Source organism: Psychrobacter sp. P2G3 (assembly GCF_001593285.1).
Taxonomy (GTDB): Bacteria; Pseudomonadota; Gammaproteobacteria; order Pseudomonadales; family Moraxellaceae; genus Psychrobacter.
In genome coordinates this window covers 2679318-2705727 of record NZ_CP012529.1, presented here as the reverse complement: position 1 = coordinate 2705727, position 26410 = coordinate 2679318, and the positions used below count along the sequence as shown (strand labels likewise).

Genomic DNA, 26410 nt, shown 5'->3' with positions numbered 1-26410 from the left:
CCATCATGTAGAGTGATAGAAAGCATGATTGCTTGGTAATTATAAACTGCTTTTAATACTTTTATTTTAGTTAGTCGCCTCTCCAGTTCAATTACGACTGGAACGGTGGTATTTTAAAAGGCAATAAAAGCAAATTATGCTAAAGTAGAGTATTCGTTTCACCCTAATTTTTTAGAATCTAAATTATCCAATGATAGGCTGCCTTATGCAAATTTATCTTGCTAATCCACGCGGATTTTGTGCTGGTGTGGATCGCGCAATTGCGATTGTTAACGAAGCATTAACCCGTTTTGAGCCACCTATTTATGTGCGTCATGAAGTCGTGCATAACAAGTTTGTGGTTTCAGACTTGGCCAATCGTGGCGCGGTATTCGTCGAAGAGCTGGATGAAGTGCCGGACGGCTCAATCGTTATTTTCTCCGCACATGGAGTTTCAAAAGCCGTTGAAGACGAAGCGACACGTCGTGACCTAACTGTATTTGATGCAACTTGTCCTTTGGTCACCAAAGTACATATCGAGGTCGCAAGATTTGCGCAAGACGGTATGGATGCAGTACTAATCGGACATGCTGGACACCCTGAAGTTGAAGGTACAATGGGGCGCTTTAACCGTCGTCATGGTGGACAAATACACCTCGTTGAAAATGAAGCTGATGTCGACAAGTTGACTGTTCAAAATGCTGAACGTTTGGCATTTGTCACCCAAACTACGCTTTCGATGGATGATACCGCTCGTGTCATCGATGCATTACGTGACAAGTTTCCTAGTATTCAAGGTCCGCGCAAAGACGATATCTGTTATGCCACCCAAAACCGTCAAGATGCGGTCAAAGATTTGGCCGGTCGCTGTGAAGTCGTCTTAGTGGTGGGCTCACCAAACTCGTCAAACTCTAATCGTCTGCGTGAGTTAGCAGAGCGCATGAATTGCCAAGCATATCTGATTGATGATGCTAGCGAGATGAATCGTAAATGGTTCGATGGGATTCAAAGTGTTGGGGTAACTGCTGGGGCTTCAGCGCCTGAAATACTGATTCAAGAAGTGCTACAACAACTACAAGATTGGGGCGGTGATTTGCCTAGTGAGTTGTCAGGTATTGAGGAAAACGTGACGTTTAGTTTGCCAAAAGCCTTGCGTATTCCGGTTACCCAAGTAGGCAAGTAGAGGTAGAGCCCGTTCAAAATAAAGTGCTTAACAAAAACCATCTACTAATAGGTTAGGTAGAATGAAAAAACAGAAAAAAAGGTTTGTACTAGCAGAAGCGACTCTTGACGAGGTTAACAAGCAATTGAAAATAAATATGTTTGTAATTGGATTGGTTGTCGTGTTGCTTGGGCTGAATATCGTGCATTTTATGAAAGACAATAGTCTTTTTTATAGTGCCTTAATTGTGATTATGATCTTTTTGTTATTCTTAATTATAAAGAGTCGCAAGATTCTTAATATAAGAAAACAAGAGCTTATTAGGTAGGGCGTAAAGGTAAACCAGCGCCCAAATAGTCTATGAGTAACACAATAATACTGAGTTCGAAAACTACTGAGCTCGAAAAAACACTGTTAGAATGTGTTCAACGTATCCCAATAATAAAACGTAGTGATGTTTTTCACATACAGCCACTTCTCATAACAATCGAAAAAATGGATTGGTCAGAGAGATTTTATAAAAAACTAAGGATGGTTATGTCAGCTTATTACAACTTTATAAAACGTGAACAGCAAACAGATGGTACCTGCGTTGCGCATTATCAGCCAACTGAGCACGCGCAAGGTGCGTGGAATGAGCATGAGCAACATATGGCGCCAGCGACAGGGTTACTGACTGTCGAACTAGAAAAGTTTGCACCGCAAGCCAATATGCGTGTTGCCCGAATTAGTCTTGATATCTTGGGACTGATTCCGCTTGATGAATTTACCGTTACTACCCGTTGCATTCGTCCGGGCAAGACCATCGAGCTAATAGAAGCAGTCATGAGTAGTCGTGGTCGCGATTGTATTATTGCCCGTGCGTGGCGATTGATGACTCAAGATACTAGCGTCGTTGCAGGGCTGGAAGATCAAAAAGCGGTATATCAGCCAGATGGGTTGCCTGTTTGGGATGATATGAAAGGCTGGCCTGGCGGTTTTATTGAAAGCGTGCGTTTGGTTGCTTCTCCAGATCGTCGTGCGGGTAAAGGCATGGTCTGGATAACCAATGATATCGAGATGGTGGCAGGCGAACCAACCGATGATTTGGTACATCTATTAGGTATGGTTGATACGGCCAATGGCGTCGTGCCACGGCTTGGAATAGAGCTGTCAGCCGCCCAGTGGATGTTCCCCAATACTGATTTGCAAATTCATATGCACCGCGCACCTAAAGGTCGCTGGCTTGGTATCGAAGCGGTACAGCAATATGGCGATGACGGAATAGGGCTTACCAGTGCAGTACTGCATGATGTGCATGGGCCTTTTGGTCGCAGCGAGCAAATCCTAACTATTCGACCGATGCCGCGCTAATCTGTGATTCATTATAAGCAAACAGAAGTTAAATAATGCTTTAAACTTAATAAAGCTACCATTTATGCTTGAAATTTTTAACCGTGCCCCTATTTGATTAACCAGCCTAGCATTATTTATCGCAGATTTTTATCAATTAGCTGCGCTTATTTGCTAGTACTTGCAGTTCTTGTGATTAATATATGCTGCTAACAGCATCTTTGGTACGAATAATAGGAGTTTTTTATGAGTGAACAGACCCAAGCGGATAATAACAACGCTGATAATCTCAATACTAATAACAGTAACGCTAATGAAAGTACCCCTGAATTAAAAAAACACACTTTTGAAGCGGAAGTTGCGCAACTGCTGCATTTAGTGACCCATTCGCTTTATTCTAATGCCGATATTTTTGTGCGTGAGCTGGTTTCTAACGCTTCTGATGCGTGTGATAAATTGCGCTTTGAAGCTACCAATGACGATAGTCTTTATGAAGACGATGGTGAGCTGCGTATCCGTATTGCAGTCGATATCGAGGCCAAAACCATTACCTTTACCGATAATGGTATTGGTATGAATGAAGCGGATGCCATCGAAAACTTGGGTACGATTGCTAAATCAGGCACGAAAGCATTCTTAGATAAGTTGTCTGAATCACAAAAGCAAGACGGTCAATTGATCGGACAGTTTGGTGTTGGTTTTTATTCAGGATTTATCGTAGCTGATACGATTAGTGTTGAATCGCGCAAAGCAGGCGACCCCGCGGATAAAGGGGTGCGCTGGGTATCAGATGGTACTGGTAGCTTTACGGTTGAGCCTATCAATAAAGCAGCGCGTGGCACAGCCATCACTTTGCATCTAAAAGAAGAATATTCTGAAGGCGAAGATAACTACCTAGATCGCGGCAAAATTAAGCGTTTGGTCAATAAATATTCAGACCATATCAGCCTGCCGATTCAGATGCGTAAAGAAGTCTGGCAAGAAGATGTAAAGGAAGAAGGGGAAGACTCTGAGGCGAGCAATACTCCAGCTGGCGGCGAGATGGTACTTACCGATGAGTGGGAAACTATCAATAAAGCCAGTGCGCTTTGGACCCGCTCAGCGTCTGAGATTGAAGATGACGAGTATGTCGATTTTTATAAAAACATCACTTATGACATGGATGCGCCGCTGACTTGGACGCACAACCGTGTTGAAGGTCGCGTTCAATATACGCAATTGCTGTATATCCCCAAAAAAGCACCAGTAGATTTATATACTCGTGAACAGCAGCATGGTCTTAAGCTTTACGTCAAACGCGTATTTATCATGGATGACGCTGAGCAACTGCTACCGATGTATCTACGCTTTGTAAAAGGGGTTATCGACTCAGCAGACTTGCCATTGAATGTTAGCCGCGAATTACTACAAGAATCACGTGATGTGAAATCTATTCGTGATGGTAACGCGCGTCGCATTCTGACAATGCTATCAAGTTTGGCCAATAGCGAAGACAATGACAAGCAAGAAAAATTCGCGCAGTTCTACGCAGAATTTGGCGATGTTATCAAAGAAGGTGTTGGCGAAGACATGGGCAATCAAGAACGTATTGCCAAGTTACTTCGTTATGCCACCAGCACTAATGATAAGGTCGAGACTAGCTTTGAAGATTATAAAGCGCGCATGAAAGACGGTCAAAAGGCTATCTACTATCTAACGGCTGATAACTTAGCCGCTGCCAAAAACAGTCCGCAACTTGAGCTGTTTAAGAAAAAAGGCATCGAAGTTATCTTAATGACTAGCCGTGTCGATGAATGGGCAATGAACTTCTTAACTCAGTTTGATGATATGCCGCTACAAAACATCGCTAAAGGCGCTGTAGATTTGGGCGACTTGCAGGACGATGAAGAAAAGGCAGAAGCTGAAAAAGCACAAGAAATCATGAAGCCAGTCGTCGATAAACTTAAAGTGGCGTTAGGCGAACGTGCAAAAGATGTCAAAGTCTCAACACGTCTGGTAGACAGTCCAGCTTGCTTAGTCGTTGGTGAAGGCGAGCTGTCACCACAAATGATTCAAATGCTTCAGCAGATGGGTCAAGATGTACCAGCGAGTAAGCCAACGTTAGAAGTTAACCCTGATCATCCGCTTATCAAAAAGCTTGAAAGTAGCGAGCAGTTTGACGACCTTGCGCAAGTCATCTTTGACCAAGCATTATTGGCTGACGGCGGTCAACTAGAAGATCCAGCTGCTTATCTTAAACGTGTCAATGAATTATTGATGCGGTAATGTCTAGTAGCTAATGTGAAAGGAGGTCTTGAATTCAAGGCCTCCTTTTTTTATTCGCTTTTTAAGTCAATATTTTATATGGATTTTTACAAATTATGCTTATCGTCTTAGCTGACAATCCGTTACAATCGCGATAGATTAGCAGGATAAACTATGAGGTTATGTTATCGGTATGATGATAGTCATTTCTCTCGACTGGATAGAGGTCTAAGTCTTTGCCACTCTCGTCGCTAAAAACCATTTCACTTCAGCGCTTCTCGCTCAATTTCGCTGCCAATATTATCGCTGCCCTTTGGATGTTGGTAGGGTCGACCCGCGCGTTTTCTTGGGTAAAACCAACCTTTGTACAATTTGCCTTATTTGCCTTATTAGCGCTAGGCAGTAACGTACTGTTTTCTTGGTTAGCTGCTGAAGCGGGTAGTGTCTTCAATGAACAAGGATTGGTCAGCTATTTGATTTGGCCCGCAATCATCTCTTTGGTCGGTATTATTCTTGCGAGGCGTTCTGGCAACCAGATGCTGGTATTCGTACCAGTAGTGCTATGGTTAGTGGCCGACACGTTATCTGCACTGCTACAAAGCATTGTGCAAGTTTTAGGCAGTCACGGCTGGTTACCTGAATGGAGCTATTCATTTTTACCGATATTGTTTCTAGTACTGTTTTTATGGCAAACGCTAGCATTATTGTGGATCTTTGCTCGTAGGCAACGTACACCGTGGTGGGAGCGGATTATTATACTAATAGGCGCTGTGGCACTATTGACTATTTGGCAACGTAACGTGGCTGATCAACCTATTTTTAAGCAAATACCTGTACAGCCTGTTTTAGAGGAAGCGGCACTTTATAAGCAGCCACGCTTATTGCAGCAAGCATTAGCCAGTATTGACCCAAGTATGCCTGGTAAGAGTGATTGGTATTTCATGGGTGTGGCAGGCTTCTCTGATCAAAACGTCTTTCGCTCTGAAATTAATAAAGTGCGAGAATTGTTTGATGTGCGCTTTGGAACCAGTGGCCATTCACTGGCGCTAATTAATAATACTTATAGCTGGTTAGATGAGCCAGTGGCGACTAAGACTAGTATTTTACAAGGCTTGAAAAAAATCGGTCAGCAAATGGATGCTGATGAAGATGTGTTATTCATGACCTTATCATCACATGGTGACCAAGACTTTATTCATTTATCCAACCCTCCACTAGAGATGGATAATCTAGATGCCGCATGGCTACGAGAAGCACTTGATGCATCAGGCATTCGCTGGCGCGTGCTCGTGGTATCAGCCTGTTATTCTGGTTCATTCATTGATGAGCTAACGTCACCAACGACTGTGGTTATTACCGCTTCAGCAGCCGATAAAATGTCGTTTGGTTGTACTAATACGGCTGAAATGACCTATTTTGGTCAAGCCTTCTTTGCGGAAAGTTTACGTGAAAACACCAGTTTTGCGGCAGCGTTCAAGGATGCCAGCCTACGTGTTAGTGAGCGCGAAAGCTTTATGGGCTTTGAGTCATCAGAGCCACAAATGGTCGTCGGTAGCTTAATGAAAACCGCCTTGCCTGCATTTGAAAAGACGTTATTTGATAAGACGCGCTCCTCAGTAGCGAAAATCACTAACAATACTGCTGTCCCTATTAATATTATCCCTGAAGATTCTACTGATAGGCTGGAGAATACTGCTACGTCTACTACAGAGTAGAAGATAAACGCTAATTTTCTATAATTGGATCATTTTAAAACCGATACAGTGCTGCTGGGGTAAATTTTTTGCAGCCTCTGTCACGCTTGCGAACAGCACGCAATAAAAATTTATACCAGTAGCATGTGGCTATTAAAGTATCGATTTTATTTCGAACTGACTATATGTTATAGCAATTACCTTGGCTCCAGCTCATCCTAAAAATTGTTTCTATAAAAATTATTGACTACACTATTTATGAAGTCTTACTGCTTGAGATTTCTTATTATTCGTTTTGCCTAATTGCTGTTGATACGTGCACCCTTTTTCAGCGTTCCTGTTTTTCAGCACTCCTTTAATTTTTGAAAATGGTATCATGGTCTTATTGCGTAACTGTCTCATTGCATAATTTTTATAAGCATCACTTGTTCTAATTTCGATAAAAAGGATATCAATCATGAATAATTCTTACAATAATAATCTATCTGCCAACACCCAGCTCACGCAAAAAAGCGTGAACCGCTGCTTTGACGGTGAACAGCATTACTATAGTCACCAATCAACCGCGACCAAAACGCCAATGACGTTTAGTATTTATTTGCCAGATGAAGCGCTTGCAGGAAAGCTTTGCCCCGCCATATTGTATTTGTCAGGTTTGACTTGTAACGCCGATAACGTTACTCATAAAGCGCACTTTCAGCAAAGATGTAGCGAGCTTGGCATGATATTTATTGCACCAGATACGTCTCCTAGAAGTAGCGAAGATGACGAAGTGCCGAACGATGAGCGTTATTTTGTGGGTCAAGGCGCAAGTTATTACGTCGATGCAACTAATGCGCCGTGGGCCGAAAACTTCAATATGCAAAGTTATATCGTAGATGAGTTGTATGACTTGCTTCGCTCTGAGTTTGCCATTAGTAGTCTCGGTATTACAGGCCACTCAATGGGCGGTCATGGTGCGCTGCTACTAGGTTTTAAGTTCCCAAGTAAGTTTGTCAGTGTCTCAGCGCTATCGCCAGTGTGTGCAGCCAGTGAGTCAGCATGGGGTCAAGCAGCTTATACCGAGTATTTCGGTGATGATAACGATCTGTGGGCTCAAGCTGATGCAGCGCAGACGATTAAAAATGCTGGTCGCAAGTATTCAAGTATCTTAGTTGATCAAGGTGCCGATGATAACTTCTTAGCAGAAGGTCAGCTACAAACGTCCAAACTACAAAAAGCTTGTGAAGAAGCCAAACAGCCGTTAACACTACGCTATCAAGCAGGTCACGACCACAGCTATTACTTTATTCAAACCGTGATTAATGATCATATCGAGCATCATTGGCGTATGGCGCAGTTGAGCTAGTTATACCCTTATGCTTATCTATATATTTACCCTAAACTATTATTTATAAAGCAATTTTTGTGACTGTACTGTAGATAGACGGCTTAGCGGATAGTCTAACCAAGCTCAGTTATTGATATAAAATAGGGCTTGGTTAATTAAATGCTTAATACGCAAAAGGTAAGAGTTTATGGTATATCATCAAGCGTCATCCGTAGGTGAACGTTTAAATAATCAGCAACAGAATATACAATCATCACTTGCTACTATGCAGGCTGACATAGATACAGCTTTACGCACAAAACGATCAGCCAGTAATAAGACCAAAGATACGCTCAGTTTAGATATTGTGAGCTCAGATCAGTTGCAGTCAAGACCAGATAATCTAGCGGTTGATAAAATACTGGATGCCGCGCAAATATCACGTGTGATAGAGATGGCATGGGAAGATAGAACGCCTTTTGGCGCTATAGAGCACAGTTATGGACTTAGTGAAGCTAACGTCATTAAATTGATGCGTCAACAGCTAAAACCCTCATCTTTTCGTCTATGGCGCCAACGTGTAACCGGTCGTTCTACTAAGCATCAAGCGAAACGATCTTTCGAAGTAGGCCGTGCCTATTGCAAAACCCAATATAAGCCACGATAGTAGTTTTAAGACAGTAATTTTTAAGATATCAGTTTTCGAGGCACAAGTCTCCGAAGAATAAGCTTTTAAGGCATTGTTTTTTAGAATAGAAAGTTTATCGGTTTATCTAGCATTAATAGTGTTGAGGTAAGCCTTCTCGTTTTTGTCAATTTACCAAACTTATCAATTTATCAAAACATTAATTAGGTAGCTCAATTATGATTAGCCCTTCTAAACAATATCTAATCGCCCCTTCAATACTATCTGCTGACTTTGCGCGTTTGGGCGAAGAAGTTGAGACTGTTTTAAAAGCAGGCGCCGACGTCATACATTTTGATGTAATGGATAACCATTACGTACCGAACCTGACCTTTGGTAGTATGATTTGTAAGGCGTTACGTGATTATGGTATTGATGCACCCATTGACGTACATCTAATGGTCAGCCCAGTCGATGGTATGATTGAGCAGTTCTTAGAAGCCGGTGCTAGCGTTATTACTTTTCACCCAGAAGCTAGTGGACATGTTGATCGCTCCTTGCAACTGATTAAAGACGGCGGGGCTAAATGTGGTTTGGTACTTAACCCAGCCACGCCACTACATTATTTAGATTATGTAATGGATAAAGTCGATCAAATATTACTGATGAGCGTCAACCCAGGGTTTGGTGGGCAGTCGTTTATCGAAAGTACCTTGGATAAAGTGCGCGAAGTCCGTCAGCGTATCGATGCTAGCGGCCGTGATATTAGGTTAGAGGTAGATGGCGGTATCAAAGCGAGTAATATCCGTGCTATCGCTGAGGCTGGTGCTGATATGTTTGTAGCTGGTTCTGCTATCTTTAATCAAGATGATTATCAGGCAGCTATTACTGCCATGCGTCAAGAGTTAGCTTTGGTAAATAGCAGCAAATAGCTATTATAGTGATACAGGTAAGAATAGTCTTACGTCACAAAAAGGTGCATTATGGATAAGCCAACCTCACCAAACCATGACGATAAGGGTTCGTCTAATCGACAACAAAAACGCAGTTTAGTACCCAAAGGAATTACCATTGGCTTAGCGATATTTTCGTTGATACTGAGCCTTGCTGGATATGGTTTTCGCTTAATGGTGGGGGATGATGTTGGAGATGTGTTACGCCATGCGGCGGTAATAGTACCTGCTTTTGTGCTCGGTATTCCGTTACTTTTTTGGCTTGGTGCGCGTGTATTCAACAAGTTGAATGGTACTGACATTGCGGGCTGGAATGCGATAAGTCTAGGCTATCTGACTTCTTGTATTTCATTGCTATGGTTGATGGGCACTTATAGCTAAATTTCACATTATTCATAAATTTTTTATCATTATTAAGTCATGATTTTCGTCTTGACTGGAATTTTATATGCAAATTATGCCCACCCGTATTGCGAATATTATTTACCCAAAAGATCTACCTAATGTTTTGTTCACTAGCCTTATTATTGCTTGTCTATTGTTAGGGTTAGCTTCGCTGAGTCATGGCGAAGGGTTTCAAGGCTGGTTACATGTTTTTGAGAGCTGGCTACTGATGCTGTTAATATTTCCCACCGCTACTGCCGCCGTCGCACTGCCATTTAAATATCGTGACCCGACGCTAGAGTTAAAACTCATGTATTATCTGGGTATGTTCGTCGCCTTGTTATTTACCTTAGCCAAATTGCGCTACTGGCGTTAATTGAACAGTTATTATGACGTAGTCAATATCGGCTTATTTATAAGACTTGCGTTAATGCTCTTGAATTCTAGGGTCAAAGCGTCCATTGTATGAGTATGATACATTTACCCATGTTGTCTTGAGACGTAAAACTCTATGCAATGACAAGACGGTATAATTGAGGATACATTAAATGCCATATGATATTGATAATGAGATAGAAGTAGACAACGATACCCAAGATAAGTTTGCAGGATTTGCTAAAGAGACGACTCTTGAACTGGTAGAAGCAGATGACGGTAGATTATTGTTGCGTGATGCTGAACAAGATGAAGCACCACTAATGACCATCGACTTTTCTGATAAGCTTAAAGAGTTGCTTGGTAGTGATACTCAAGCTATCGGTCAGCATATGATTCATGCAGCTATTCAAGTGATTATGCAAAAGCAGATGAGTCAGTGGCATGCGCATGTCTATGATAAAGAACCTACGAATTATAGCTAACAGGCTATGATTGAACTTAAGGCAATTTATTTATAATAAGATATGAATTGCAGACAATAAAAAAGGGCTTATCAATTGATAGGCCCTTTTTTATTGTTCAAATAATTTTATTTATAGAAAAATCATTCTATAAAAAATACAAATTATTTGATTTTTGCTTCTTTAAAGATCACATGTTGGCGAATTTTAGGATCAAACTTTTTGATCTCCATTTTGCCAGGCATTGTGCGCTTATTTTTAGTAGTGGTGTAGTAATACCCAGTACCAGCAGTTGATACCAACTTGATTTTATCTCTCATGATAGCTTTCCTTTAAATGATGGCAGACAAGCGCGTGGCTTAAACTTTTTGACCTTGTGCGCGCAAATCTGCTAACACTTTATCAATACCAACTTTGTCAATGATGCGCATACCTTTAGTAGATATACGTAGACGTACAAAACGGTTTTCAGATTCTACCCAAAAACGATGGTTGTGAAGGTTTGGTAGAAAGCGACGACGGGTTTTGTTGTTTGCGTGCGAAACATTATTACCCACCATAGGGCGCTTTCCAGTCACTTGGCAAACTCTAGACATGGCGAACTCCTGATCTATGAGGTATGAGGGATTCTCATACCAGTCTGGGCAAGTTGCGCGTATTTGCGGCATGGACACAGCAAGCGGCACCATTGCACCAAACAAAACTATATGAAGGTTGAGCTGGTTTTCGCTGTCATCTAAAGGCAAATAACAGACTGACCAATTCAGAAAATTTTAAAGCCGACATTTATACCATAAAATCAGTAAACATTCAAATTATTTTGTGATAATCGTCGTCATAAAAGTCACCTATTATACCCTGAATCTACGTTCGTATGTCATCGATTACTTAACCCGTAGGTATAATTTTTAGTTGTAACTTATAACAAAAGTCAGTAAAGTTGCTGTTAGAAATTTAATACACTTTATATATATAGTAAACATACGGTAACCTTATCTACTTTTGCTCATATATTTGTAGATTGGGAACGATTCTTGCTTATCTTCTCGAATACATCATTGCTGATTCGGAGTCCAAAAAATGTCATATAGCCCGCTACCTTTTACTTCTAAGCTGTTCCAATTTACATCTTTGACTTGCGCATTGGCTTTAGCAGGTTGTGGTGGGGGTGGCGATGGTGACACAGTAGATTCTGTTGCACCTGCACCTGATTTAGGTGTTACGCAACCTGGAACAGGTGGTGGTACTGGCGGTAATGGCAATGCTGGTGGCGATGAACAAGTGCCAGACGTTGAGCCGGACTTCTTTATTCAAAAACTGAACACAGCGCCTACTATCATTGAGTTATCTGATGAGCAAGCAGCCTTTAGCGTTACTGTTAAAGCTGTTGAGAAAGTATCTGGTGGAGCGATGGTTGGTAAAGCCGTGACTCTAAAAGTAGTAGATTCTGAAAATAACGGTATCACTATCGAAGGTCAGAGTACCCAGACTACCGACAATGATGGTAACGCGGTATATGCATTAAAGCTCAATCCGCAAGCAGTTGCTGATAAAGATAAGCTGATAGCCAATGGTTTTACTCTAGTGGCGACTGCTAACAAAGCGGATGGCACTTCGGTCGCACCGCAGGAGTTAAAGGTTTCGGTAAATAGGAAAGGCAGCGGTGGTGGTACTCAAGTTATTGAAAGTAAGCTTGATATAAGTACTTCGTTGACTACTAGCTCGGTCTCCAATAATGTCTTAAATGTATATGGTGATACAGCGACACTCAGTGTCATTGCCAAAAATAGTAAGGGTGCCCGTGTTCAAGACGTCAAAGTTGGGCTAGGTATTGATAATATCAAAGGCATCTCTATCGTAGGTGGCAGTAGTAAAGTCACAAATGCGGATGGTATTGCAACTTTCAGCATTAAAATAGATGAAAATCTTTCGAAAGCTGAGCGTGATGCATTGCTACAAGGTGAAGGTATTGCATACGCAATCAGTATCCAAGAGCAAAATGGTGCTACTAAGCAAGAAACGGATAACTTAACTGTAGCGTTGCCTATCTCTGATTATGTCTTAGATGTGAAAGGTAGGGACGTAGTGCTTAATGCCTATGGAGATGAGAAGTCACTGACTATCACGGCAACTGCTAAAAACTCTAAAGTACCAACCTCTATTAATGGGGCAAAAGGGACAATCAAACTTAATAATGCAGTTACTGGAGTTAAGCTTAGCACAGAGGCTTTTACCTTTGATACAACAGGGAAAGCAGTTGTCAGTCTAATTGTAGCACCTACACTTACTGCAGCTCAGCGCAAAGAAATTGTAGAAAAGGGCGTTAGCTACACTGTGGTTTTATCTGAGCCTAATCGTTCTACCACAGCAAAAAATGTTAAAAGTATGGTTGAAATCCCAACTGCAAAATATGACATTAGCTTCGATAATAGCAGTAAAAAACAGCTTTCAAGTTCAGGTGGTACAGCGGTAATTAGCTTTCGTGTGAATGATAAAAATGGTGGTGCTATTGCTAATCAAAAGGTAACTGCTAGTTTACCAAAGATTTTAACAGATGCACGTTTGCTAACATTTAATGGAGCTGCTGAGCAGAATACTGATGCCAAGGGTATGGTTAGTTATACTGTTGTTGTTCCAACAGGTTTGACTGTATCACAAAAAGAAAAACTAGAAAAAACAAGTAGTTTTATATTAACAGCTACTGCCACTGAGGCCTCAGGTGCTGGTAGCAGTGTTAGCAGTCAGCCTATTACAATAGGTTCAGACATTGGTAAGAGTGATATTACGCTTTCACTTTTAGGTACGTTACCCAGCGTCATTACCCCGTTAAATAATGAGTTCACATTACAGCTTTCTGGTAAGCGTATGGATGGCAGTGCTGCTAACGACAGAGTAGTGAAACTCATTCTTGACAATGCTCAAGGAGTCACTATTGTTGGTAATGAACAGATGACCAATAATGCAGGTATGGCATCATTCACTATCCAGATAAATCCAAACCTAACTCTATTGCAACGTGATGCACTGATTCAATCGGGTATTAACTACACAGCGGTTTTGACTGATAATGATGGTACACAATCTAAAATTAATCAGAAAATTGATATTAAACGGCCAGCTACTAGTATTCAATTTGGTTCTATTATTAACCCAAGTATTAGTCAGTTAGGTGGTACCGGTCAAGTTAATGTTAAATTGGTTTCTAAGCAGGATGTTACTCAAGCTATTAGAGACCAACAAGTAACGATCAAGCTAGATAATTTAGCTGACACTTATGGTGTTACTGTTACCCCAATTACTCAAAATACAGATTTTAATGGTCAGGTGGTATTTACTATAAATGTACCAGCTGACTTAACAATCACTGAGCGTGCTGACCTTAAAAATAGAGGTATTAGCTATCAACTGTCTTATGTGGAAAACGGTGTTACGTATGAACAAGCACAAAAGGTGCAGCTCACTACACCAAGTGTAGCCTTAAATATCTTAAACACTAATAATGACACTGGTAATCAAGTCGACTATCAACTTAATAACATGGGTGATAATACACTTATTCAGGCTCAGCTTAGCAATCAAACTAATAAGACTTTGATTGCTAATCAACCTGTCAGCTTCGTTTTAGATAACAAAGCGTTAGCAAGGTTGCTAATAGTCAATGGACAGGCAGGGTCGGGAAGTATTACTGCCAATACTGATAGTAATGGTGTTGTTAACTTTGAGGTCATTGTAGAAAACGGCTTATCTGATGCAGAAAGAGATGCGCTAAGTAAGCAATTATTAACGGCAACGTTAACTGAGACCTTAACTAATAAGACTCAGCAAGTTAAGATTCAAGTAAAGTCTATGTCTGCTGTGATCTCGTTAATCAACGATCAGTCAAATCCGCTTAATTTAAATGGTGGTGAGACCCAAATCGTAGTGACGGCACAAGATAAGGCTGATAATATTGTTGCCGGACAAAAAGTATTTCTAGCTTTACCAGCTGCTGTAGCTAGTCAAGGTATCACACTTGTATCGAGTAGCTCGCAAATCACTGATAATTCGGGTCGCGCTACCTTTACTATCGCCGCGCCAAACAATCTCACTGATGCACAAAAAGATGCTATTGGAAACAGTTTCGCTATAGCACTATCTGCTGCTGACAGAAACAATACTATCGTAACTCAAGCCAGTAGTGTCGCAACAGTTAGACCAACTGCCGACGGTACACAAGAAAACTTAACCATTGGTGCTAATAAAGTCGTCAACACTAAAGGCGATACATTTAAAGTCTTTGTACGAGTTGCTAATAACGACGGTAGTATCGGCAATCGCGAAGTTCGTTTAAATGTTAATGATCCTATCAAAACTGGCGTGACTATTAGTAATAACATCGCTACAACTAATGGTGACGGCGTAGCAACCTTTGATCTCACGCTTATAGACGATGCTAAAGTCAACCAAGCGATTCTAGAAGCGGGTATCAAGCTAACGGCTACCACTACCACGGCTGAAAACATTGATTTGATACAGAACTATATCGTAGCAGTAGATACTGCCACGATTGATAGTTACCAGCTATTAGTTTCTTCTGACAAACCTACTCTTAACACTGGTGGTGATCAGACTACTGCTACCTTCCGTGTCACTGACAGCAAGGGTGGTATTTTGGCAGGTGTCCCTGTACAGTTAAGTATTGAAAATTTAGAAGCCAGCGGTGCTGCTCTAACAACCCCAAGCATGGTAACAACTGATGCTGATGGTTTAATAAATGTTGGTGTGCTGCTCGCTGCTAGCAGTGTGAACGCTCGTTTAAATCATAGTGTTGTAATCAATGCCAAAATCGTTACGCCACAATACGATGCAGATGGCAAAGTCAGCATGCAAGTGCGTGAAGAGAAGTCATTAAGCTTATCAGCTATCGGTACAGAAATTACTATTGCAGCTACAGAAGCTAATCTAAAAGATGGCGCTTCTACTACTATCACGACCACATTAGTAGATGGTGCAGGCCGTGCCATTGCCAATGCTGGTATGGAGTTAGTCGACGCGAACGGTGATGTTATCCACTCTAGTGCGACTGCTATTAGCAATGCAGATGGTAAAGCAGTATTTAATGTTAACGAAGCTGATTTGAGCTTTGATAGCAATGGTAATTTACGTGTATTTGCTCGCGCTTTGGGTGAAAATAGTATCAATACTCAACGTAGTCTAAATAGTATTGAGCTAATCAAAGTCTCACAAGCAGGCATCAGCTTTATCGATATCAAAGACGTTTATGATGTTAATAAAGCACATACTATCAATGTTCAGATACGTCGTGATACAGCTGCTCAAGCAGCTGAATTAATCGGTAAGCAAGTTGAGGTTCAAACGACACTAGGTAAATTTGCTAGTGGAAGTGCTGATAGTAATAATGTCATCGTTACTAAAACCATTGCCGTCACTGATATAAGTGGCAATATCGTTACAATACCTGTTACCTTAACATCAGAGCTTGCTGGTATTACTGCACTACAGGCGACTGTATTGGGTGAAACACTACCAAACGGTGAGCCGCGCTATCGTGCGACAGTTGATGCACGTTTCCGTGCCACCACACCTGCTAAAATGTTATTCCAAGCGGTGAAATCAGTTATCACTCCAGGTACGAGTACCGAAGTAGTCGCAACGGTAAAAGATAAAAATGATGTGCCTGTCGAAGGTCAAACCGTCGTATTTAGCCGTGCGTCAGACTCGTCAGCAGGGCGCTTGTCTGCTGCTACTGCCATAACAGACCGTAAAGGTGAAGCACGTGTGGTTTATACAGCCAATGCTAGCTCACCTATAGGCGGTATTGTAATCAACGCACGTTTATTACAAGACAATGCAAATATAGGGGTGAAGACTACGACTATCACTGTGTCACAAGAGGCTGTATATACCACTTTGGCCTTTGCTAATAAACTATCATCGGACGATATCTATTATACGGTACGTGGTTCTATATCTGTCATGGATGGTTCAGGTCGTTCGGTACCTAATCAAGAAGTGTCAATTAAGTCTTATGCGACTGATTATGCACAAGGTAAGGTGTGTCTGCTAAACAGTACCGTGACCTTCCAAGGAAGAGAGACGACTGATAACAACGGTGTTATAACCACACCGGATCCTTTAGTTAAGGAAGATAAAGAGTTAATTCAATTTGAGTCAGACTGGATTAATAGCGAAGATGATCCAAATTATAACTTTACGTTTGATAAAGATCCAAACTACAATTACACCTTAGATAAAAACCAAGATCTTAATGGCAACGGTATACTTGATACTATCAATCCAGTCGCTATTATCGGTGGTACGGTATCAGATGATGGTTATACCTTTATTACTAACGAAGAAGGTCGCGCTGACTTTAGTATTCGCTATCCAATGCGCTACTCAAACTGGGTCAAAGTACGTTTTGATGCCACTACTTTCTTAAATGGTAGTGAAAATAAGCAAAGTATTTATTACAGACTTCCATTTGCAGAGAGTGATAAATCTATTAATGGCTCAAATGTAGAGTCGCCATGGATTGGCGCTACTAGTCCATTTGGCGATGGGGGCGTAGAGTGTGTAAGTAGTATGAATATTGAGGTTGACGAAAGAATAGGAAGCAACGGTTATACAGCAGTTAGTTTGTTATCTAGTTCGAAAAATAGTCAAAATTATACGATTTCTATTGGTAGAGAAGCTAAGACAGATAATGGTGCGAATCATCCGTTCTATTCAGTTGACTTTAATCAAGCCTTTAGTTTGGGCTCTGTTGTTAGTGTAGGTAGTAATGGAGTTAGGTTTTCTAAAGTTATTAAAGTTGAATAATGGTTTATAATCTTTATTCAGAAGACTAGCATTTAGAACGAACCCCCAACCCTCGTGTTGGGGGTTTTTGTATTGGTAATATAAATAACCAAAAAAAACCAACTCAGTAAGCAAAACATTGCAAAAACGATTAAAATAACCAATTCCTATGCTAACGCTGATTTTTAAGCTGGGCTTTAATACTTAGTGGTAGAAAGTTTTTCTTCTTAAATTGGATGCATTATGTCAGACACTGAAACGAATACTTTATCAAAAACCTCACCTCAAGTGGCATCTAAAGTGCTGCCTATTACTACTGCTATCGATACTGCAACACTTTTAATCAAATGCCGCGATCAAGCCGGTATTGTGCAGGCGGTATCAGAATTTATTCATCGCTATGGCGGCAATATTATCACTCTCGATCAATATTCAACTGCTCATGAAGGTGGACAGTACTTTATGCGTTTAGAGTTTGTTCTAGAAGGTTTGAGCGAAATTATTGATAACTTTGAAGCCAGCTTTGCGCATACCGTTGCCAAGCGTCATAACATGACTTGGCGTCTACATGACAATGCGATTAAGACTAAAGTCGGTATCTTGGTATCGAAGTTTGATCATGCATTATTAGATTTGTTATGGCGTCATCAACGAGGATTGCTCGATTGCCAGATTACTTCTGTTGTAAGTAATCATGAAGATCTGCGTCAAGCAGTAGAAAACTTCGGTATACCTTTTCATCACGTACCGGTAACTAAGGATAATAAACCTGAGGCGGAAGAGCGAGTTGATGAATTGATGGCAGGTAACGACTTAATAGTATTAGCACGCTATATGCAGATACTATCGTCTGATTTCATTGAACGCTGGCCAATGCAGATTATCAATATTCATCATTCATTCTTACCAGCTTTCGTCGGAGCAGATCCTTATCGTCAGGCGTATGACAAAGGCGTTAAGCTTATCGGTGCGACTGCGCATTACGTCACTGCAGAGCTCGATCAAGGCCCTATTATTGAGCAGGATGTGCACCGTGTGACCCATCGTCAGGGTGTGGTAGAATTACGTGCTATTGGTCGTGATATTGAGCGCAATGTATTGGCACGCGCAGTGAACTGGCATGTGCAAAATCGAGTCATTGTGACAGGCAATAAAACAGTGGTCTTTAATTAGAGAGAAGATCTTATTAAATAAGCGTTACGGTCAGCAATATCGTTTATGATTTATGCTGACCGACTGTGACGCTCACTCTATAACACTAGCTCTAAGACAAACTTGCTACCGACAAAGCCAATTGCTAATAAGATAAAGGCATAGAAAGTAATATTAGCCGCACGTTTGCCACGCCAGCCAGCGCGCCAATTTCCTATCAACAGTATGCCAAATAGCAACCAAGATAACATGCTAAATACCGTCTTATGCACAATATGCTGCGCCATCAAGTCTTCTACATAGATAAAGCCAATTCCCAGCGCGATGCTAAGTAGTATAAAGCCTACCAATATCATATCGAATAATAAGCTCTCCATACTTTGTAGAGGCGGTAGTTTATTGACCCAAAAACGATGGATGGTATGATGCTTAAGCTCACGAATTTGCAGACGCAAAAATAGCGCTTGCACTGCAGCCATCAGCAGCACACAGTAGGCAGCAAGTGATAATAGAATATGCGCTTCAAGACCGATGCTGACATCAGTTAGTGGCTGATAAGGTGCGCGGCCAACATAGCCCACTGTCATACCAATAAGCGCAGTCGGTGCAGCTAGGATACCTAGACTAAGAATAGGACGGTACAGACAGAAGAGTACATAGAAAAACAAGAAAAACAGACTAATTAGGCTGATTATGTTAAATAAGTTAAAATTTAGCCCATATAACGTAACCACATACGGATATAATAGGGCGGCATGTGCGAGCATACCGACGACCAGTAAGCCAAGGCTTAAGCCTTTATGAATAGGGTTGCTCTTCGTCAATGCCCAACTGATATGGATACTGACTGCTATATAAGCCATACTAGCAATTATGAACGCAAGGTGCACAGGTAAAAGCCTCATCCCATAATGAGCGCAAAATCGCCGCTCAATTTAACGCTAAAGTGGTATTATTAGAATAATCGTCCAATCTATCATAAAATGAAGGCTAGTTGAGAATCATCTCTATTATTATTCATAGATGCTAAGATCATAAATAGTTATTCATTATGAGGCAGCAACTACCTATAAAGGTTTATATAAGCCACTCAATAGGTAACAGTTTATATAGCGGTATTTATATAACAGTATTTGTTTAACCGTATTAATATGGCTGTCAATGCATTAGATTAAAGCCAAATGCGTCTAAAGTCTTAGCGGAAATTACGCTATAGTATTGATAGTCAATCATTTTTAGATAAATCATATTCGATGTAAATGTGCGATACCCTAAACCATTTTGTTTAATCCATCTTTAATAAAGTGCTTTTTGACTGCATATACCTTAACAAGAAGCCTTTTTATAAAAATATTTTAATTGTTTAATTGAGAGTTATTTATGTTTGATACCTTAACAGAACGTCTATCGTCGAGCCTACGCAATATCGCCGGCACGGGGCAACTGACTGAAGACAATATCAAAGACACGCTACGTGAAGTGCGTATGGCGTTGTTAGAAGCCGACGTGGCGCTACCGGTCACTCGCGATTTCGTGAAACGCGTTAAAGAGCAGGCGCTTGGTGCTGAGGTGCTAAAAGAATTAGCTCCAGGTCAGGCGTTTGTAAAGATTGTCCACGATGAGCTGACCGAAATGATGGGCAGTGCTAATCAGCAGCTTGAGATGACGGGTAAGCCTCCTGTCGTGTATTTATTAGCGGGTCTGCAAGGTGCGGGTAAAACCACCACTGCAGGTAAACTGGCCAAATATCTACAAGAGCGCCATAAGAAAAAGGTCATGCTGGTCTCAGCTGACGTCTATCGTCCAGCGGCAATACAGCAGCTTCAGCAAGTAGCCGGTCAAGTTGACGCCAAGTTCGTTAACTCAAGTAGCGACGAGAACCCAATTGATATCGCCCTACGCGCTATCGAAGAAGCAAAAATTCAATACCAAGACATCTTGATTATTGATACGGCGGGTCGTCTAGCTATCGATGAGACCATGATGGATGAGATTAAGGCGTTAACCGCTGCGGTTAATCCATCCGAGACACTGTTTGTGGTTGATGCCATGACAGGTCAAGATGCAGCCAATACTGCCAAAGCCTTTAACGATGCGTTGCCATTGACGGGTGTTATCTTAACTAAGACTGACGGTGATGCTCGCGGCGGTGCAGCGCTTTCTGTACGCGCTATCACAGGTAAGCCGATTAAGTTCTTAGGTCGCGGTGAAAAACTCGACGCCTTAGAGCTATTCCATCCTGAGCGTATTGCCCAGCGTATTCTTGGTATGGGTGACGTACTGAGTCTGGTTGAAGAAGTCGAACAAAAAATCGACCGTGATAAAGCCGAAAAAATGGCGAAAAAGATGCAAAAGGGCGGCGACTTCGACCTTGAGGATCTATTGACTCAGTTCCAGCAGATGAAAAATATGGGCGGTATGTCGGGCTTCCTTGATAAAATGCCAGGCATGGGCGGTTCGGATATGCAAAAAGCTGTCGAAGACGCTAAACCTGAAGAAAAAGTCCGTGAAATGGAAGCGTTAATTAATTCTATGACCCCATTTGAGCGTCAGAATCCTGATAAGATTAACCCTAGTCGCAAGCGTCGTATTGCTGCAGGCTCGGGGCGTGAGATCCAAGACGTCAACCGTTTGCTCAAGCAGCACAAGCAAATGGCAAAAATGATGAAAATGATATCCAAGCCTGAAGGCATCAGTAAGATGATGAAGTCTATGCAAGGGTTAATGGGCGGTGGCGGTGGCGGAGCTGGGGGCGGCGGTCCTTTATTTGGCGGCGGCGGTCAGCAAGGCGGTCCTAAAGATGTGAACCCGCAACAAATGGCGAAGCAAATGGGACTTGATCCTAATAATATGCCTAGCACTGAAGAGATGCAAAAGCAGATGCAAGAGATGGAAAACCAAGCGCCAAAAAAGTTTAAAACGCGTTTTTAAACAGTAGTTAAATTTATTAGTACTATAAGTCTAATAGAAACCCAGAGCTAAAGTAGTTTTGGGTTTTTTTATGGATGCTATTTAGCTCACCTATTAGAACACCTATGTTTATATGTCTTCTCATGAATAAAGTGTGAAAAACGTAGAAAGTGATAAAAATCGCTTACCCTAAATGCTATGATAGGCGCTATTTTATTAGGGCGTATTTTTTATGTAGTCGATTCAATTTGAAAGTGGTACTTTGAGAGTGGGACAAGGCAACCGAGCGTAGATGGTTATGTCATACTTCAAATGAGGTTAACGCAGCAACACTTTTATAGTGGACTGACTATAGTGCCAAAAGTATAAGCCGAGGTTACAATGTTTTTAGCAATGGATACCGTGTTCGATCAGTGCTCAATCGCAATTTTAGATGCGAGTGGTCAAGTACTGTCGAGTCATACCGAGACTGGTAAGCGCCAGCAGACCCAACAAATTTTACCAATGATCGATGCAGCTCTGTCCGAATCTAAACTGAGCCTTGCGGACATGCAGGCATTAATATTTAATCGAGGTCCAGGTGCATTTAGCGGTATTCGTATTAATACTGCGGTGGTACAAGCGCTATCAGTGGCACATGATTTACCTTGCGTAGGAGTCTCAAGTCTGCAAGCGATTGCGCAGCGGGCATATCAACAATATGGTGTAACGCAAGTATATAGCGCCCTTGACGCACGTATGCAGCAAGTTTACTTTGGGCAATATGCAATAAAAGATAGCGAGCAATCAGATCATGCTGTCATGCAACCAGTGTTAGTCAATGATGAAGAGAGCACTGAGCAACTGCTGGATTATGATAGCCAAACAGTACTCGATATTCCTATTGCCGGTAATGGCGCGTTGCTCTTAAAACTATATGATGGACAAATATGTCATGACGATGTTTGGCCGGATGCGACAGTGATTGGACAACTGGGTATTGCGCAGTTTATAAGTTCTGGCGGTACCGATGCGGCGCATGCGCTACCAAAGTATCTGCGCAACCAAGCGTGGAAAACGTTAAAAGAACAAGGTAAAGCATAGTTTTTAATATAGTCATTTAAATACAGTAATGTAAACGTCATTCATAATAGCTAGATGCGTAGTATTAACCATGCGCCAAACCTTATAAAAGCAACGACAATATAGGACAGCCAACAGGTCTGTTTTTAGGAAAATAATTGTGGATATACTCTTGTTAATTCAAGCTGTCATCATGGGTATCGTTGAAGGTATCACTGAGTTTTTGCCCATCTCTAGTACTGGTTACCTAATCTTATCAGCTGATCTGATGGGCTTTTGGACCAAAGACAAAGTTGACTTGTTCATTGTTGTGGTTCAGCTAGGTGCTATATTAGCGGTCATTTATGATTATTGGGGCAGGTTATGGCAAGCATTGATGGGTCTGCTGACGGGCAAAGCAGAAGGCATGACCAATCCAAGGCAGTTGGGACTGAGTCTGATCGTTGCCACTGTTCCGGTTATGCTCGTTGGCTTCACCTTTGCGGATGAAATCAAAACTTATTTGTTCAATCCTATGATTGTCGCCATTATGCTAATCATTGGTGGTTTGCTGATCTTTTACGTGGAAAAGCGTCCTAAGACGATTATTGCTAAAGAAGCCGAAGATGTCAGTCTAAAAACGGCGCTAATGATTGGTTTGTTTCAGTGTTTGGCACTGATACCAGGTACGTCACGCTCAGGTGCTACTATTATTGGTGCTCTTTGGCTTGGGGTCTCGCGTAAAGCTTCAGCAGAATTTTCATTCTTTCTGGGTATACCAGTCATCGTAGGTGCAGCTTTGTTGGACTTATTCAAACACGGTGATGTGTTAACCAGTAGCGAAGATTGGGTGGTATTAGGCGTAGGCACAGTAGTATCCTTTATTGTGGCACTACTCTGTATTCGCTGGCTAGTGGCGTGGGTAAGTCACCGTGACTTTACGATTTTTGCATGGCTACGCATTATTACTGGGGTGGTGGTATTACTGGCGTCTTGGTTGTTTGGTTATCAGATGGCTGGCTAGATTTGCACGTTGTTTTACTAGGTTTGCAGATAACATAAAGGGAGGGCAGGTATGACCGCTTTGCAGCAAGAGTTTAGAGAGGCTACTGCCTTTGTGCATTGCCAGCTACTCTATGTTAGCGAGTCACAGCAAGCGCAGATTGATAGCTTGCAGACGTTAATAACTGAACATGAACTGCCAATCGTTTTAAATACCGAGCTAATTACCGATAAACTCAATCAAAAACATCGCCAGAAATTAAGTCAGATATCTACCCAGCCTATTTTATTGTTAGAAGAAAAAAATAAGCTGTCATGGCTTAGTAATGGACTGAGTGTGGCACCGGAATGGGATAAGCTACAACGCCGTGTGGTGAGTGCTGGACGTAAATCTGAATTGCTATTACAAGCTGCTAAAATCACATCGGATAGCATGGTCATCGATGCTACCGCTGGATTCGGTCATGATAGTCTGATATTAGCCAGTACAGGCGCGCAAGTAACGATGCTTGAGCAGCAACCCTTGATGGCATTGCTATTGTTAGCAGAGCAGCAGCGGATGAGTGCATTACCGAATTGGCAAAAGTTGATGACGCGTCTACATATTATAAATACCGATGCGCTCAGCTATTTTTCAGATCTAAAAGCTGAATCAGTAACTGCAGATAGCAAAATGATTGATGTGGTGTATTTGGATCCAATGTTTCCAGAGGATAGCTACCAAGATAGCAAGACAGGTAAAGGTGCTAAAGTAGGTAAGCATATGCAAGCACTGCATCAATTAGCTAGCCCGCCAACATCAGAAGAAGAACGACAATTGCTACAAAGTGCGCAAGCTGTTGTTAGTCAAAATGGTGAAAAACAAGGTCGCGTAGTCGTGAAGCGGCCGCAGCTTGCGCCGTTACTTGCTAATCAACAACCAAGTGAAAGCTGGCATAATGAAGCAGTACGCTTTGATGGTTATTTCGTTTAATAGATGTTTTATTATTTTAATGAATGGACTCAGTTAATCATCTTGAGTGTTTAGGATTAATGGATTTAGGAGCAAGGAATGTCAACGCTAATAATTTGGGCCATGGGTGCAGGCTTATTATTGATAAACATTATATTGCGTACTCGAATTTTAAGGTTAGAGGCGCGTTTAAAAGAATTGAGCAACCCACAAGAGCAATTAACTTTTTTGCGTCAACAAGCAGCAAATAAAGAGAAAGTTGCCGCCATTAAAGCCTTACGCAAACAATATCCTGAGATATCACTAATTGAAGCAAATCGGATGTGGCAGGATATTTAGAAGTTATATATCTAGAGGCTATAGATACTTAGAGCCGTTATATTTAGAAGCTATATGTTTAGAGATGATTCAATGACCAACAGTCCCTCAGCTTTGAGTTTCAAAGAAAAGCTACACGCCTACATGCAGCTAACGCGCTTTGATAAGCCAGTAGGCATTGAGCTATTACTATGGCCAACGTTATGGGGCGTAATGCTGGCAGCGATGGGTCAAGCGCAGCAGCAAGGGGCAACGGCAGGTCTGCCAAGTCTGAAGATATTTGTGTTATTTGCTCTGGGCGCGATTTTTATGCGGGCAGCAGGCTGTGCGATTAATGACTTCGCCGATCGCAAAGTAGACGGTCATGTGACCCGAACCAAAGGCCGCCCATTAGCAGACGGTCGCTTATCTGCTAAAGAGGCCATCGCTGCATTTTTAGTGTTGGTATTATTAAGTGCCAGTTTATTATTTTTCTTGCCTATTGAAGTATTCTATTGGTCTCTGGGTGCGGTCATATTGGCGTTTATTTACCCGTTTATGAAGCGTTTTACGCATTTGCCGCAAGTGTTTTTAGCCGCCGCTTTTGGTTGGGCGATACCGATGGCTTATGTAGCCGTACAAGGCGCCCCTGATATCTGGTGTTGGTTGTTGTTCATAGCTTACATGTGCTGGACAGTAGCCTACGATACTCAGTATGCCATGGCGGACCGTGAGGATGATTTAAAGATTGGGGTTAAATCAACGGCGATATTATTTGGTCGCTATGATGTAGTTATCATCTCACTACTACAAACGTTGTTTTTGCTCATTATGGGTGTAGTTATGTGGCATTACTTCGCACCAACGACGTTAGGTGTCACCCCAGTATTTGGCTTGGCTTTAGTAGCGATGATGTTTGCTAAGCAAAACAGCGCTTGTGCCAGTCGTCAAGCTTTAGCCTGCTTTCAGGCATTTTTAGCCAATATTTGGGTAGGGCGTTACGTCTTTGCTCTTATAGCAATTGCTTGTATATGGACGACTTTTAATGGATAAATTAAATAAATTTTCGAGATTAAAAGCGAAAAAGCCAACAGATAAACCTACGGCAGACTACCAAGCAAAGCTGGCTGAGCACGGTTTGAGTCGTGAGCAAGTCATCGCTACCGAACGTAAATTGGCTAAGTTTGCTAATACCATGGATTCATTAGTCCGTATCCCGTTTACCAAACAGGGTATGGGCGCTGATGCGGCACTATCGACCATTCCGCTAGCAGGAGATTTGGCAGGACTCGCGTTGACCAGCTATGCGTTTATATTAGGTCGTCAGCTAGGTGTCCCAGCACATAAAATGACGCCAGCAGTCAGACTGGCGCTCATTGATATGGTGGTTGGCATCGTACCTGGTATTGGGACGCTGCTGGATATCTTTATACGTCCTAGCCGTAAAACCTTGGGCATCGTACATCAGCACCTACAAGATGAGTATGGCATCACTGAAACCATGCATATGGATCGGCCATTTTTACATCAATCACTAGAAGACAAACAGCAGCAAAGTCGCTTTTGGCGTAATCCAATCGTTGCTTGGCTCTATCTGCATATACCTGACATATTAGGGCTAATCGTTTTAATATTTATTGTTTGGGGATTGTGGGCCGTGATGAGCTGGCTGGTCAGCCTGTTTGGAAAAACAACTGGCTTTGGCTAAACCAAAGCAATAAAAAAGGCGGCACA

The 26410-nt window shown here is 41.8% G+C and carries 23 protein-coding genes; 19 read left to right on the top strand and 4 right to left on the bottom strand.

Annotated features, from left to right (window positions below; all coding sequences use genetic code 11):
• Positions 1 to 205 precede the first annotated feature (205 nt).
• The 4 genes from ispH (at position 206) to AK823_RS11000 (ending at position 6432) form a co-directional block, all read left to right on the top strand.
• Positions 206 to 1162 carry a 4-hydroxy-3-methylbut-2-enyl diphosphate reductase gene (gene ispH / locus AK823_RS11020; RefSeq protein WP_068329237.1) on the top strand — a complete coding sequence of 319 codons (957 nt, stop codon included), beginning with the start codon at positions 206 to 208 and terminating at the stop codon, positions 1160 to 1162.
• A gap of 516 nt (positions 1163 to 1678) precedes the next feature.
• Positions 1679 to 2494 (top strand): thioesterase family protein, encoded by an 816-nt coding sequence (locus tag AK823_RS11010; RefSeq protein ID WP_068329233.1) that lies wholly within the window; start codon positions 1679 to 1681, stop codon positions 2492 to 2494.
• Positions 2495 to 2719: 225 nt separating this feature from the next.
• Positions 2720 to 4738, top strand: a complete 2019-nt coding sequence (gene htpG / locus AK823_RS11005) for a molecular chaperone HtpG (protein ID WP_082785712.1) — start codon at positions 2720 to 2722, stop codon at positions 4736 to 4738.
• Positions 4739 to 4953: 215 nt separating this feature from the next.
• A complete protein-coding gene (locus AK823_RS11000; protein ID WP_068329231.1) occupies positions 4954 to 6432 on the top strand; it encodes a C13 family peptidase in 1479 nt (492 codons plus the stop codon).
• 231 nt (positions 6433 to 6663) lie between these two features.
• On the opposite strand, the gene AK823_RS10995 is transcribed toward AK823_RS11000, so the two are convergent.
• Positions 6664 to 6870, bottom strand: coding sequence for a hypothetical protein (locus tag AK823_RS10995; protein ID WP_068329228.1), 207 nt, complete (start codon positions 6868 to 6870; stop codon positions 6664 to 6666).
• Here AK823_RS10995 and fghA point away from each other — a divergent pair.
• The 6 genes from fghA (at position 6869) to AK823_RS10965 (ending at position 10542) form a co-directional block, all read left to right on the top strand.
• Positions 6869 to 7759, top strand: coding sequence for an S-formylglutathione hydrolase (gene fghA, locus AK823_RS10990; RefSeq protein WP_068329225.1), 891 nt, complete (start codon positions 6869 to 6871; stop codon positions 7757 to 7759). The two genes, AK823_RS10995 and fghA, sit on opposite strands and share 2 nt — an antisense overlap.
• Positions 7760 to 8138: 379 nt before the next feature.
• Complete coding sequence (locus tag AK823_RS14340) at positions 8139 to 8387, top strand: TIGR03643 family protein (RefSeq protein ID WP_275477977.1); 249 nt, start codon at positions 8139 to 8141, stop codon at positions 8385 to 8387.
• Positions 8388 to 8584: 197 nt separating this feature from the next.
• Positions 8585 to 9277 (top strand): ribulose-phosphate 3-epimerase, encoded by a 693-nt coding sequence (gene rpe, locus AK823_RS10980; RefSeq protein ID WP_068329222.1) that lies wholly within the window; start codon positions 8585 to 8587, stop codon positions 9275 to 9277.
• A gap of 51 nt (positions 9278 to 9328) precedes the next feature.
• Entirely contained in the window at positions 9329 to 9679 is a 351-nt protein-coding gene (locus tag AK823_RS10975) for a hypothetical protein (protein ID WP_068329216.1), read from the top strand.
• Between the two features lie 67 nt (positions 9680 to 9746).
• Positions 9747 to 10058: a hypothetical protein gene (locus AK823_RS10970; protein ID WP_068037494.1), complete on the top strand. Its 312-nt coding sequence runs from the start codon at positions 9747 to 9749 to the stop codon at positions 10056 to 10058.
• 172 nt (positions 10059 to 10230) lie between these two features.
• Positions 10231 to 10542: a hypothetical protein gene (locus tag AK823_RS10965; protein ID WP_068037491.1), complete on the top strand. Its 312-nt coding sequence runs from the start codon at positions 10231 to 10233 to the stop codon at positions 10540 to 10542.
• A gap of 143 nt (positions 10543 to 10685) precedes the next feature.
• Here AK823_RS10965 and rpmG read toward each other — a convergent pair whose 3' ends face one another.
• Positions 10686 to 10841, bottom strand: a complete 156-nt coding sequence (gene rpmG, locus AK823_RS10960; protein WP_068037488.1) for a 50S ribosomal protein L33 — start codon at positions 10839 to 10841, stop codon at positions 10686 to 10688.
• Between the two features lie 39 nt (positions 10842 to 10880).
• Positions 10881 to 11117: a 50S ribosomal protein L28 gene (gene rpmB / locus AK823_RS10955; protein WP_068037487.1), complete on the bottom strand. Its 237-nt coding sequence runs from the start codon at positions 11115 to 11117 to the stop codon at positions 10881 to 10883.
• Positions 11118 to 11601: 484 nt separating this feature from the next.
• On the opposite strand from rpmB, the gene AK823_RS10950 reads away from it, so the two are divergent.
• Positions 11602 to 17343, top strand: a complete 5742-nt coding sequence (locus tag AK823_RS10950) for an Ig-like domain-containing protein (protein ID WP_068329213.1) — start codon at positions 11602 to 11604, stop codon at positions 17341 to 17343.
• A 288-nt stretch (positions 17344 to 17631) separates the two neighbouring features.
• Complete coding sequence (purU, locus tag AK823_RS10945) at positions 17632 to 18495, top strand: formyltetrahydrofolate deformylase (protein ID WP_068330297.1); 864 nt, start codon at positions 17632 to 17634, stop codon at positions 18493 to 18495.
• Positions 18496 to 18572: 77 nt separating this feature from the next.
• Here the strand turns inward: purU and ccsA are convergent, their stop codons facing one another.
• Complete coding sequence (ccsA, locus tag AK823_RS10940; protein WP_068329210.1) at positions 18573 to 19379, bottom strand: cytochrome c biogenesis protein CcsA; 807 nt, start codon at positions 19377 to 19379, stop codon at positions 18573 to 18575.
• Between the two features lie 475 nt (positions 19380 to 19854).
• On the opposite strand from ccsA, the gene ffh reads away from it, so the two are divergent.
• From ffh to AK823_RS10905, 7 genes are all read left to right on the top strand, one after another.
• Positions 19855 to 21405 carry a signal recognition particle protein gene (gene ffh / locus AK823_RS10935; protein WP_068329207.1) on the top strand — a complete coding sequence of 517 codons (1551 nt, stop codon included), beginning with the start codon at positions 19855 to 19857 and terminating at the stop codon, positions 21403 to 21405.
• A gap of 360 nt (positions 21406 to 21765) precedes the next feature.
• A complete protein-coding gene (gene tsaB / locus AK823_RS10930; RefSeq protein WP_068329204.1) occupies positions 21766 to 22467 on the top strand; it encodes a tRNA (adenosine(37)-N6)-threonylcarbamoyltransferase complex dimerization subunit type 1 TsaB in 702 nt (233 codons plus the stop codon).
• Positions 22468 to 22606: 139 nt separating this feature from the next.
• Positions 22607 to 23449: an undecaprenyl-diphosphate phosphatase gene (locus AK823_RS10925; RefSeq protein WP_068329202.1), complete on the top strand. Its 843-nt coding sequence runs from the start codon at positions 22607 to 22609 to the stop codon at positions 23447 to 23449.
• Positions 23450 to 23500: 51 nt separating this feature from the next.
• Positions 23501 to 24400 (top strand): class I SAM-dependent methyltransferase, encoded by a 900-nt coding sequence (locus tag AK823_RS10920; protein ID WP_068329201.1) that lies wholly within the window; start codon positions 23501 to 23503, stop codon positions 24398 to 24400.
• 78 nt (positions 24401 to 24478) lie between these two features.
• Entirely contained in the window at positions 24479 to 24718 is a 240-nt protein-coding gene (locus AK823_RS10915) for a hypothetical protein (RefSeq protein ID WP_068329198.1), read from the top strand.
• Positions 24719 to 24790: 72 nt separating this feature from the next.
• On the top strand, positions 24791 to 25729 hold the full coding sequence (ubiA, locus tag AK823_RS10910) for a 4-hydroxybenzoate octaprenyltransferase (protein WP_068329195.1): 939 nt from the start codon (positions 24791 to 24793) through the stop codon (positions 25727 to 25729).
• A complete protein-coding gene (locus AK823_RS10905) occupies positions 25722 to 26384 on the top strand; it encodes a DUF4112 domain-containing protein (protein WP_068329192.1) in 663 nt (220 codons plus the stop codon). Before ubiA ends, AK823_RS10905 begins: the two co-directional genes overlap by 8 nt.
• The last annotated feature ends 26 nt before the right edge of the window (positions 26385 to 26410 follow it).